This is a genomic window from Paraburkholderia ultramafica (assembly GCF_902859915.1).
GTDB lineage: Bacteria > Pseudomonadota > Gammaproteobacteria > Burkholderiales > Burkholderiaceae > Paraburkholderia > Paraburkholderia ultramafica.
In genome coordinates, this window is record NZ_CADIKK010000025.1 from 1 (window position 1) to 11,543 (window position 11,543).

11 protein-coding genes and 1 pseudogene are annotated in these 11,543 nt (G+C 64.1%); 5 read left to right on the forward strand and 7 right to left on the reverse strand.

The window, feature by feature from the left end:
• The 3 genes and pseudogenes from HV744_RS24035 to queF all read left to right on the forward strand — a co-directional run.
• Positions 1-181: pseudogene (locus tag HV744_RS24035) on the forward strand (threonine ammonia-lyase, biosynthetic); the annotation flags it as partial.
• 23 nt (positions 182-204) lie between these two features.
• The gene (locus HV744_RS24040; protein ID WP_175151893.1) at positions 205-1,107 is read left to right on the forward strand and encodes a 5'-nucleotidase; all 903 of its coding nucleotides are present in this window, start codon (positions 205-207) and stop codon (positions 1,105-1,107) included.
• A complete protein-coding gene (gene queF / locus HV744_RS24045; RefSeq protein ID WP_175151894.1) occupies positions 1,104-1,928 on the forward strand; it encodes an NADPH-dependent 7-cyano-7-deazaguanine reductase QueF in 825 nt (274 codons plus the stop codon). The genes HV744_RS24040 and queF overlap by 4 nt, the downstream gene beginning before the upstream one ends.
• Before the next feature lie 62 nt (positions 1,929-1,990).
• Here the strand turns inward: queF and HV744_RS24050 are convergent, their stop codons facing one another.
• The 3 genes from HV744_RS24050 to HV744_RS24060 all read right to left on the reverse strand — a co-directional run bounded on the left by HV744_RS24050 (position 1,991) and on the right by HV744_RS24060 (position 4,829).
• Positions 1,991-2,377 (reverse strand): RidA family protein, encoded by a 387-nt coding sequence (locus HV744_RS24050; protein WP_175151985.1) that lies wholly within the window; start codon positions 2,375-2,377, stop codon positions 1,991-1,993.
• Positions 2,378-2,453: 76 nt separating this feature from the next.
• The gene (locus tag HV744_RS24055; protein WP_175151895.1) at positions 2,454-3,935 is read right to left on the reverse strand and encodes an N-acyl-D-amino-acid deacylase family protein; all 1,482 of its coding nucleotides are present in this window, start codon (positions 3,933-3,935) and stop codon (positions 2,454-2,456) included.
• A gap of 3 nt (positions 3,936-3,938) precedes the next feature.
• Positions 3,939-4,829: a MurR/RpiR family transcriptional regulator gene (locus tag HV744_RS24060; protein WP_175151896.1), complete on the reverse strand. Its 891-nt coding sequence runs from the start codon at positions 4,827-4,829 to the stop codon at positions 3,939-3,941.
• 159 nt (positions 4,830-4,988) lie between these two features.
• Between HV744_RS24060 and HV744_RS24065 the strand changes: the two genes are divergently transcribed.
• A complete protein-coding gene (locus HV744_RS24065) occupies positions 4,989-6,266 on the forward strand; it encodes an amino acid deaminase (RefSeq protein ID WP_175151897.1) in 1,278 nt (425 codons plus the stop codon).
• A 135-nt stretch (positions 6,267-6,401) separates the two neighbouring features.
• Here the strand turns inward: HV744_RS24065 and HV744_RS24070 are convergent, their stop codons facing one another.
• Together HV744_RS24070 and HV744_RS24075 are read right to left on the reverse strand one after the other, a co-directional pair.
• Positions 6,402-6,905: a MarR family winged helix-turn-helix transcriptional regulator gene (locus tag HV744_RS24070; RefSeq protein ID WP_175151898.1), complete on the reverse strand. Its 504-nt coding sequence runs from the start codon at positions 6,903-6,905 to the stop codon at positions 6,402-6,404.
• A 32-nt stretch (positions 6,906-6,937) separates the two neighbouring features.
• Positions 6,938-8,533, reverse strand: a complete 1,596-nt coding sequence (locus HV744_RS24075) for an MDR family MFS transporter (RefSeq protein ID WP_175151899.1) — start codon at positions 8,531-8,533, stop codon at positions 6,938-6,940.
• Positions 8,534-8,672: 139 nt separating this feature from the next.
• Between HV744_RS24075 and HV744_RS24080 the strand changes: the two genes are divergently transcribed.
• The gene (locus tag HV744_RS24080) at positions 8,673-9,512 is read left to right on the forward strand and encodes an EcsC family protein (RefSeq protein ID WP_175151900.1); all 840 of its coding nucleotides are present in this window, start codon (positions 8,673-8,675) and stop codon (positions 9,510-9,512) included.
• On the opposite strand, the gene HV744_RS24085 is transcribed toward HV744_RS24080, so the two are convergent.
• On the reverse strand, positions 9,482-10,459 hold the full coding sequence (locus tag HV744_RS24085; RefSeq protein ID WP_175151901.1) for an alpha/beta hydrolase: 978 nt from the start codon (positions 10,457-10,459) through the stop codon (positions 9,482-9,484). The genes HV744_RS24080 and HV744_RS24085 overlap by 31 nt on opposite strands.
• Positions 10,460-10,577: 118 nt before the next feature.
• Positions 10,578-11,012 (reverse strand): CHRD domain-containing protein, encoded by a 435-nt coding sequence (locus tag HV744_RS24090; protein WP_175151902.1) that lies wholly within the window; start codon positions 11,010-11,012, stop codon positions 10,578-10,580.
• Between the last annotated feature and the right edge of the window lie 531 nt (positions 11,013-11,543).

An 11,543-nucleotide genomic window follows, 5' to 3' on the forward strand; every position in this document is an offset into this window, starting at 1 on the left:
GCCGAACTGGAACATCAGCCTGTTCCACTACCGCAACCAGGGCGCGGACTACAGCTCGATCCTGGTCGGCATCCAGGTGCCCGCGAGCGAGACCGAGGCGTTCGAGCGTTTTCTCGCGACCCTCGGCTATCCGAACTGGGAAGAGACCCAAAACCCGGTGTATCGGCTGTTTCTTGCCTGACCTTTTAGGATTGAAACGCGCAGATGGCTCTTTCGCTTGTCGACAAACTGGTAGTGGCAATCTCGTCGCGCGCGCTGTTCGACTTCGAGGAAGAGAACCGCGTGTACGAGGAAGGCAACCTTCACGCCTATGAAGCGTTGCAGCGCGACCGGCTGACCGTGCCCGCCAAACCGGGCGTCGCGTTTCCGCTGATCCGCAAGCTACTGGCATTGAACGCGGGCGACCATCGCGTCGAAGTGGTGATCCTCTCGCGCAGCGATCCGATCAGCGGACTGCGCGCGTTTCATTCGTGCCGCGAATACGGACTCACGATCGAGCGCGGCGTCTTCACCCGTGGCCGCGCGCCGTTCGGCTATCTGAAGCCGTTGAACGCGTCGCTGTTTCTGTCCGCGAATCAGCAGGACGTGCGCGACGCGCTGGCCGCCGGATTCCCCGCCGCGCGCGTGTTGCCCGAATCGGCGAAAATGGCGAGCACGTATCCGGACGAAATCCGTATTGCGTTCGACGGCGACGCCGTGCTGTTTTCCGACGAAGCCGAGCGCGTGTTCCAGAAGGATGGCCTGCGTGCCTTCGTCGGCCACGAGATTCACAACAAGGACTTGCCGCTCGCGGACGGTCCGTTAAAGCCGTTGCTCGAAGCACTGCACCGGCTGCAAAAACTCGCGGACCAAGCCGCGCCGATGCATATTCGTACGGCATTGGTGACGGCGCGCTCGGCACCCGCGCATGAGCGCGCGATCCGCACCCTGATGGCGTGGAACATCGAAATCGACGAAGCGATGTTCCTCGGCGGCCTCGACAAGAGCGCATTCCTGCGCGAGTTCGAGCCGGACTTTTTCTTCGACGACCAAATTGGCCACTGCGAATCGGCCCGCGTCGTGACGGCGACCGGGCACGTGCTGAGTGGCATCGTGAACGCATCATGACACCCGAACAATCACCGCTGGGCAAAGCCTCCGCTTACACCGAAAAATATGACGCTTCGCTCCTTTTCCCGATTGCGCGCAGAAATGCGCGCGAGGCGATCGGAATCGGCGCGCAGTTGCCGTTCTTCGGCACGGACATCTGGAATGCTTACGAGCTGTCCTGGCTGAATGCGCGCGGCAAGCCGCAGATTGCGGTGGCAACGTTCTTCGTGCCGGCCGAATCGCCGAACATTGTCGAATCGAAGTCGTTCAAGCTCTATCTGGGCTCGTTCGCACAGACGGCGTTCGAGTCGTTCGAGCTCGTGCGCGACACGATCAAGCGCGATGTGTCCGCGGCTTGTGGCGCGACCGTGTCGGTTCATCTGGCGGGTCCGCACGAGTTCGGCAAGCTACGGATGGAAGAGTTCGAAGGTTTGTCGCTGGATCGACTGGATCTGGACACCGACGTCTATCAGCCGGACGCTTCGCTGCTGAGCGCGGCACTCGACGAAGCCCCGGTCGAAGAAACCTTGTTCTCCAACCTGCTGAAGTCGAACTGTCCTGTGACCGGGCAGCCCGATTGGGGCAGCGTGCAGATTCACTACGTCGGCCCGCAGATCGATCACGCGGGCTTGCTGCGCTACATCATCTCGTACCGCAATCACACCGGCTTTCATGAGCAGTGTGTCGAGCGGATTTTTATCGATGTGCTGCAGGCCTGCAAGCCGGTCAAGCTCGCGGTGTATGCGCGCTATACGCGGCGCGGCGGGCTGGATATCAATCCGTTCCGCACGAACTACAATTTGCCGATGCCGGACAACATGCGTCTGGCCCGGCAGTAATAAGCGAGCGGCGGGTTGCCGCTAAGGGCAAGCGATGCGGCGCCCTCAGCGAACCCAACGCTTTAAGCCGCCGGCTTTTTATAAGCGACGCAGTCCACTTCGACCCGGCAGTCGATCACCATCGACGACACCACGCAGGCCCGCGCCGGCGGATTGTCGCCGAAGTACTCGCGGAACACCTTGTTGAACGACGCGAAGTCACGCGGATCGTCGAGCCACACGCCGCAGCGGACCACATGCTCCGCGCCATACCCGGCTTCCTTCAGAATGGCGAACACGTTCTGAATCGCCTTGTGCGATTGCTCGACGATGCCGCCATTGATCACTTCGCCGTTTTCCATCGGTGTCTGACCGGACACGAACAGCCAGCCGTCCGCTTCGACCGCGCGTGCAAACGGCATATGCTGACCGCCCGTTCCCTTTCCGCCTTCAACGCCATATCGCTTCATCATCACACTCCTTAAAAAGTCCGGCGCGCGTTCCGCACAATCGCCGCGCGCGCCGCAATCAATCGATCAAAAAATTTCAGAACGCGCCGTGCGCATCGCCCTTCGACGCCGCGCCGCGCGCCACGAAGTGACCGGCGCGCTCGCCTGTCACCGCGCCATCACGGTATGACAACACGCCGTTCACCCAGACCGCGTCGATGCCGTCCGCCGCTTGCTGCGGCTTCTCGAACGTCGCCGCGTCGCGCACTTTGTCCGGGCTGAACAGCACCAGGTCGGCGTGATAGCCGATGTGCACTTCGCCACGCTTCGCCAAGCCGAAGCGCCGCGCCGACAGACTGGTCATCTTGCGCACCGCCTCTTCGAGCGGCAACAGACCGGCGTCGCGCGCGTAATGGCCGAGCACGCGCGGAAACGCGCCCCACAAGCGCGGATGCGGCAGCGGGTCGTTCGGCAGGCCGTCCGAGCCGACCATCGTCGCGGGATGCGAGAGGATGCGCCGCACGTCCTCTTCTGACATGTTGTGATACACCGCGCCCGCCGGTTGCAAACGCTTGCCCGCTTCCTGCTGCGAGACGCCCCACTGCGCGGCAATCTCCTTCACCAACTTGCCCGCCATCTCCGGATGCGGCTCGGACCACGTGATCGTGATGTCGATGTCGCCCGTCACCTGCTTCAGGTCGAGCGTCGACGAACTGCGGTTGTACGGATAGCAATCGCAACCGATCGGCTGCATCCGCCGCGCGCCTTCGAGCGAGTTCAGCACCTCTTCACTGCGCCCCCAGTTCGACGGTCCCGCGCACTTCAAATGCGAGATCACCACCGGCACATGCGCGTGACGGCCGACGCGGTACGCTTCGTCCATCGCGTCAAGAATCGCGTCGAATTCGGTGCGCATGTGCGTCGTGTACAACGCACCGGCCGCGGCGAGGGGCTCAGCCAAAGCCATCACTTCCTCGGTCGGCGCGGCGAACGCCGAACCGTACGCGAGTCCCGAACTCAGACCCAGCGCGCCGTTGGCCAACGCCTCTTCGAGCTGCGCGCGCATGCCTTCGATTTCCTGCGGAGTCGCCGCGCGATCGAGCCGGTCCATCTGATTGCTGCGCAACGCCGTATGTCCGATCAACGCGCCGACGTTCACCGCCGGACGCGCGGCGTTCACCGCTTGCACGTACTCGGCAAAGGTCGGGTACTGGAACGCGTCGCGCTCGCCGAGCAGGTTCATCGGATCGGGCGGGTCGCCCTTCAGCGCAACCGGTGCCGCGCTGATGCCGCAATTGCCGACGATCACCGTCGTCACGCCTTGGGTGATCTTCGGCAGCATTTGCGGCGAGCGGATCACGTGCGTGTCGTCGTGCGTGTGGACGTCGATGAAGCCCGGCGCCAACGCGCGGCCCTCGGCCTCGATCACCTCTTCGGCGAGCCAGTTCGACAGATTGCCGATCGCGACGATGCGCCCGTCGCGGATCGCGACGTCGCGCTCGACAGGCGGCGCGCCCGTGCCGTCATACAGTTGCACGCCGACGATCAGCGTATCGGCGGCTTCGGGATGCGAGTGCATGGATCAGTCTCCTAACGGTTGTCGATCGCCGCCGCCGCGGTGCGTGTCGAGTGCGTGCTTCATGCGGCGCAGCAATTCGCGGCTCTCGTCACCCTGACTGACGGCAAGCTCGGTGACGAGCACATCGAGCGCCATCATCATCGCGTAGCGCGACGACGACGGCTTGTAAATGAAATCGGTCTCGAACGCGACGATCGGGATCACCCAGTCGGCGAGCCTCGCCAATGGCGACGCCGGCGCGGTCAGCGCGATCACCGTCGCACCGTAGCTGCGCGCGATCTTGCAGTTCTCGACCATCTCGGGCACGCGCCCGGTGGTCGACAACGCGATCACCACGCACTCGCGCGATACCGTGCTCGCCACCATACGCTGCAACAGGCCGTCCTGATAGGTGGCGACCGGCCTGCCGAGGCGCACGAGCCGAAAGCGCATCTCGTCGGCGAGCGCGGTCGAGCCGCCGCCCATGCCGAACACGTAGATCATCCGCGCCGCGCGCAATGCGGCCGCCGCTGCGCCGAGCGGCGCCTGGCGCAGCAACTGATGGTTATGGGCCAGCGCGGTTTGCAGTTCGTCGAACACGCGGGTCGCGATCGGCTCGGGCGCGTCGCTGGACTGGCCCGGCTGCAGGAAGCGCTGACCGACCGCGGCCGCCTGCGCGAGCCGCAGCTTCAGCTCGCGCACATCGCGGCAGCCCACCGCCTTGGCAAAGCGCGTCACGGTTGCGACACTCACCTCGGCCTGCTGCGCGAGCGCGCCGATGCTGGCGCGCGATGCGCCCGTCAGATCGTCGAGGATCAGCGCGGCGACCTTGCGTTCGGCCGAGCGCAGTTCCGGCGCGCATTCGGCGATGCGCGCGACGATGTCGAAAGCCAGCGGTTCGGCGGTTGAGTTCATGGCAGACTGTGGGCGGTCGCGCGAAGGCTCACCGCGAAGGCTTACAACAAGCCTCCGGAAAGCCGTGGTACTAAATAACATTTCTCCGGCCATCGTACTTTCGGTAACATGGTAAAGTCAAATTTGATTCAATTTAACTGGACGATGGAGCAAGGAGACATGAAAGTTACAAACTATCAAGGCGCGACGATTGATCCTTATAGCAAGGGCTTGGGCATGGTTCCGGGCGCCAGCATCCAGCTCAAGGACGCCGCGCGCCTCGAATGGAACCTGCTCAACGAGGACGTGAGCCTGCCGGCCGCCGTGCTGTACGCGGACCGTGTGGAGCACAACCTGAAGTGGATGCAGGCGTTCGTCGCGCAATACGGCGTCAAGCTCGCGCCGCACGGCAAGACCACCATGGCGCCGCAACTGTTTCGCCGTCAGCTCGAAACCGGCGCGTGGGGCATCACGCTCGCCACCGCGCATCAGGTGCGCGCGGCGTATCACGGCGGCGTCTCGCGAATCCTGATGGCCAACCAGCTGGTCGGCCGCCGCAACATGATGATGATCGCCGAGTTGCTGAGCGACCCGGACTTCGAATTCTTCTGTCTCGTCGATTCGGTCGAAGGCGTCGAGCAGCTCGGAGAGTTCTTCACCTCGGTGAAGAAGCCCCTGCAAGTGCTGCTCGAACTCGGCGTGCCGGGTGGCCGCACGGGCGTGCGCGACGCCGCGCAGCGCAGCGCGGTGCTCGATGCGATCGCACGCTATCCGGACATGCTGAAGCTCGCCGGTGTCGAGTTGTACGAGGGCGTGCTGAAGGAAGAACACGAAGTGCGCGAGTTCCTGCAAAACGCGGTTGCGGTTACGCGCGCGCTCGTCGAAGAGGGGCGTTTCGCACGTACGCCGGCGGTGCTGTCGGGCGCGGGTTCGGCCTGGTACGACGTGGTCGCGGAAGAATTCGTGAAGGCGTCGGAGACCGGCAAGGTCGAAGTCGTGCTGCGTCCCGGCTGCTATCTGACGCACGACGTCGGCATCTATCGCAAGGCGCAGACGGACATCTTCGCGCGCAATCCGGTCGCGAAGAAAATGGGCGAAGGCCTGCTCCCGGCGCTGCATTTGTGGGCCTACGTGCAGTCGATTCCCGAGCCGGATCGCGCGATCATCGGGCTCGGCAAGCGCGACTCCGCCTTCGATGCGGGCATGCCGGAACCGGCGCGTCACTATCGTCCGGGCAGCGAAGCGCCACGCGATATCGCGGCGAGCGAAGGCTGGGAGGTTTTCGGCTTGATGGATCAGCACGCGTATCTGCGGATTCCCGCAGGCGCCGATCTGAAAGTGGGCGACATGATCGCGTTCGACATCTCGCACCCGTGTCTGACGTTCGACAAGTGGCGTCAGGTGCTGGTGGTCGATCCGGCGTATCGCGTCACGGATGTGATCGAAACGTTCTTTTGATCTTGCCGCGAACGGCGCGCTTTGCGGCAATGCGGCGCGCCGTTTGCGGTGATGCTGGCTGAGTGGGGCGGGTGTTCTTCGGCGCGGTCAGCGAGTCAGCGGGCCGACGCTCAACGCGCTGGAGAGCGCCGCGAATCAGGACTGGCGCGCCGCCCCGCTATCCGCCGTTTCAGCCCGCGGCCCAACTTCCGCGCCAGCGGCGCTCGCGCTGGCCGCCACTTCGCCGATCCTCACTTCGAGCATCTTCAGAGCACCCGACAGCGCGCCCAACACGTCATCCGGCAACGCGGCCATCGTGTCGTGCAGAAACGCGTTGCGACGCGGCAAGCTCGCTTCAGTCGCCGACTGCCCCGCTTGCGTCAAACGCACATTGGTCACGCGGTTATCGCGCGTATCCATGCTGCGCGCAATCCAGCCCAATCCTTCCAGCGTTTTCAACTGCCGCGTGAGCGCGCCCGGATCGACCCGCAGGCGCTCGACCAGGCGCTTCTGCGACGACTCGCCCGCCTGCTCGTGCAACGCGAGCAGAATGCGCCAGCGCGGCAACGGATGGCCGACGTGCGCCTCGAATGCCGACATGAACGCCCGATAAGTGCGGCCAAATTGCTGCATGACGGCGACGCGGTCCTGTTCTTCCATGATCTGTTCAGTCAAACGGTGAGTCTAAATAATCAGTCCGCGTGAATCACGGGCTCGAGCTTGCGCTGGAGCTTGATCGGCGGCACGCGGCGGCTTTGCCACACGGACACCACGGCGATGATCGCCGCCATCGCAAGACCCAGATGAATCGCCCCGACCAGCGCCTCGCGCGCGCTTTCGAGCAGCATCGCACCGTTGTGGCCCGCATGGGTCAACTGGTCGACCAGGGTGGTCTGTGCGTCCCGATTGATCAGGATTTGTGGATCGCCGAGATCGGTGAACCAATGCGACGCGTTGGCATTGTCGAGCGCGCTGCGCACGCCGCTCGCGTACAGGTGGCTAACCAGCGTGCCGGTCAGCGCGGTGCCGATCATGCCGCCGATCATCCGCAGTGACTGCAGCAGCGCCGTCGCGATGCCGAGGTGTTCGCGGCCGGCCGTCTGCTGCGCGAAGATCGTCAGGTTCGGCATCACGAAACCGAGCCCCAGCCCGCCGACCACCATGAACGACATCAGCACCCATTGCTGCATCGAACGCGTCGCGGCGACAATGCCGAGGCACGACAACGCCACCAGCGAAAAGCCGATGTACAGCATCAGATTCGGATTGCTCACGCGCGAAACGATGCGGCCGTTGGCGATGCTGCCGATCGTGATGAACACGACCAGCGGCGTGATGACGAGCCCCGCCTCTTTCGGCGACATCCCGAAGCCGCCCTGGAACAGCAGCGGCGCGTAAAACAGCATCGAGAACATCGTGAAGCCGCCCAGCACGGCGAGTGTGAAGAGCGCGGCGAGACTCCGGTTGCGAAACATGTCCACCGGCAGGATCGCCGTCGGGCAGCGCTTTTCCCACTGCCACAGCGCGTAAGCGGACGCGACGCTCAGCGCGAGCAGCGCGAACGCGCTCAGGGTCACGCCATGCTTCGGCAGCAACTCAACGAACAACTGCAGCGAGCCGAGCGCCACCGCGATCAGCAGCGCGCCGGGCCAGTCGAGCCGCATCTTGCCCTCATGCTCGACGTGCCGCAGATGCGGCAGGAAGCGCCAGACGAAAAACAGTGACAACAGTCCGACCGGCAGATTCACATAGAAGACCGAGCGCCAGCCGTAGTACTGCGTGAGAAAGCCGCCGAGCGACGGCCCCACCGCGTTCGCAATGCCGAACGCCGAACTCATCAGCACCTGCCAGCGCAGACGCACGACCGAATCGGGGAACAGATCGGGAATGCAGGCGAACGCGGTGCCGACCAGCATCCCGCCGCCGATGCCCTGCAAGCCGCGCGCAAGCACGAGAAACAACATGTTGTCGGCCGCGCCGCACAGCACCGACGCTGCAGTGAACACGACGATCGACGCGATCACAAAGGGCTTGCGCCCGTAGTAATCGCCGAGGCGGCCGAAAATCGGCACAGTAATCACCGAGGTCAGCAGATACGACGTGGCGACCCACGCGTAAAGCTCGAAGCCCCTCAGTTCGGACACGATGGTGGGCAGCGCGGTGCCGACCACGGTCTGGTCGAGCGCGACCAGCATCGTGACGAACGAAATGCCGAGCATTGCCAGCAAGGATTCACGGAAGGGTAAAACTTGCCCACTCGAGTGGTGGGCCGCGGTATGGACAGCCATTTTTGATGGAGCAACAGTTGACTCGTCAAAAGATCGGGAATCATACCACGCTGCGTCGCTCTAAGCGGGACGCGCCGCCGCGTTTCACGGCGCCGGCAATCGACCGAAGAATGCACACAACATGACGCCAGGGAGGCCCATGCAGCCGAGTTCGCTCGCAGCACCATCGTTATCGGAGCAGGATCTGAACGCGCTGCGGCGCGCGAAACATCAACTCGAAAGCCCCGCGCTGGCGATGAAGCTGGCGAGCGTCGTCGGCGCGCCGATCGAAAAGCTGTTGGCGCGGATTCCGGCGTTCGCCAACGTCAAGGTCACGGACGCGACCGAGCTCGCGTTACGCAAGTGCCTGTCGATCGCGCTGCGCACGCTGGGCCGGCGCGATGCCACGTCGTTGATCGCGCCCGACAAACCGAGCAACCTGCTGCACAAGTTCGCGGTGGCGACCACCGGCGCGGCCGGCGGCGCCTTCGGACTGATCGCGCTGCCGGTCGAGTTGCCGGTCACGACCACGCTGATGTTCCGCTCGATCTGCGACATCGCGCGCAGCGAGGGCGAGGACCTGTCGTCGATCGAGACGCAGCTGCAATGTCTGACGGTGCTCGGGATGGGCGGCACGTCGAGCGAAGACGACGACGCCGAGCTCGGCTACTTCTTCATGCGCGGCGCGCTCGCACAGGCGGTATCGAAAGCGTCGTCCGAGATCACGACCAAGGGCTTCAGCTCGCATGGCTCGGCGGCCTTGCTGCGGCTGCTCAACGCGATCGCCGCGCGCTTTTCGGTGCAGGTGAGCGAACAGATCGCCGCCAAATCGATTCCGGCGATCGGCGCGGTGCTCGGCGCGATGGTCAATACGGTCTTCATCGACCACTTCCAGCAGGTCGCCCATGGCCACTTCACTGTGCGGCGGCTGGAACGGCAGTACGGCCACGAAACGATCGAGGCCGTGTATCAGACTCTCGACATCGCGCTCGACGGTTGAGCGGCCGCTTGCGCGTCATGCGCGGCACGGCTCGTCGCTCGCTGCACGAAAGCGGCCGCATGATCGAGCGCACGGTTCGCTTCCGGGATGAACGGTGCGAGCATCGGCCAGACGTGCGGCATCTTCTTCCACACTTCGAATTCGCAGTCGACGCCTGCCGCGCGCGCGTTGTCGGCGACGCGCTGCGAGTCGTCGAGCAACACCTCGGTGCTGCCCGCCATCATGAACAGCGGCGGCAAGCCGTGCAGATCGGCATAGACCGGCGAAGCATGCGGATCGGTGGCCGGCGAGTCGCCGAGATAGATCTTCGCGGCGAGCGCGATCGAGGCGCCGCAGAACATCGGATCGACGCTGTCGTTGCTGCGGATACTGGCGCCGGCCGCGGCCAGATCAGTCCACGGTGAAAACAGCAGGCAGCCTGCCGGCAGCGGATCGCCGGCATCGCGCAGCGCCACCAGCGTGGCGAGCGCAAGGCCGCCGCCGGCTGAGTCGCCCGCGATCACGATCGACTCGGGCGCGATGCCGATGGCGATCAACCGGCGATAGGCCGCGGTCGCATCATCGAGCGCCGCCGGGTAGCGATGCTCGGGCGCGAGACGGTAGTCGAGCGAAAAGATCCGCGCATCGGCGCGCGTCGCCAGTGCGAACACGAGCGAGCGATGCGTACGCGGTGAGCAGAAGTAGTAGCCGCCGCCGTGGCAATACAGCACGGTCGGTCCCGCGTCGGCAGCCGGCGCGCGATCGGCGCGCTCCAGCCACTCGCCGCGCAGTGGCGCATCGTGCGCGCCATACGATTCCCGCAGACGCCAGTCGCGCGGCACACGGGGCGACCAGACGCGCTTCGCGGTCAGCGCACGCGCTCTCTCGACATTGATGCGAGGCTTGAGGGTTTCCGGTCGAAACTGCCTGCGCAGATACCAGCATGCGAGTGCACTTTGCCAACTCATCGGGACACGCTCCTTCGATAATGTCCCATCATGGTACGTGCGTTCGCCACTACCCCGGTGGACGGCGGCTTCTAATCGTGAACGAAGTTCGAACCACCGGGTCAGGCTGGCACGCCGTCTAGTTCGCCGGCAAAACCTGCCCGCGAATCTCGCCCATCGGGTTCTGCGCGGTATGCACGTTGAAGTACCACTGCCCGGCCATCAGGTCCGTGAACTGCTGCTCGGTGAGCGCCGCCGAGCCTTTGATCGGGCTCGCGAGCGCGCCCTTGTCGATCGGCACCTGGACCTTCGCGTTCTGACCGACCGGCGCGGGCCCTTGGAAATGCGCGGCGGTGACCGGGCCGCTCAAGCCTTCATAGGTGATGGTCCATTGCAGGGATTTGGTCGACGTGTCGAAGGTGGCATCCAGCATGCCGTGCCCATGGCTCACCCGAGGCGGCACTTCGCTCGACGGCTCGAGGTCCGCTTTCAGTGCCACCGTATCCGCGAACGCGACACCCGACGCCAAGGCCCACAACACCACAGCCAGATTTAGTTTTCGCAGCGTAATCATGGTCTTCTCCGGACTTTGATGCGCCGCCGCACCGACAGTTCGGCCGCGCGCGGAGCCACCACATACTAGTGCAAAACCTTCGGGCATGTTCGCGCTCGGGAAGCGCGCTCGATTCGACGTCAGGGTTGGCGTCGGCGCCGCCGTCGACTTGCGGTATGCGCTGAATTTGTAGTTGTCCGTAGTTGTTCGTCAGGAGCGTCACGCACGAATGCGTTCGCGACGTCGGACAAGAAACGCACGGCGTCACCGCACTCGCGACACGCACCTGTGCGTCGAATTCGCAATCTACCCCACCATGCCCCATCGACGCTTTACTCGATTTATCCGAACAGTTATTTGCAAATTTTGTAGTAAATCAATTGCGGCATCCCGGTTATGCTTCCACCTGCGAGAAGTGACTCCTTCATCGAGGGATGTCTCCAAATCTTTTAACGCGGCTTCGGCCGCGTTTTTTTTCGTCTGATTGCCGCGCGCCCGCCTGCATTTTTCTGCATCCGCCTGCACTCAGTTGCACTCAGCTGCATTTTTTCA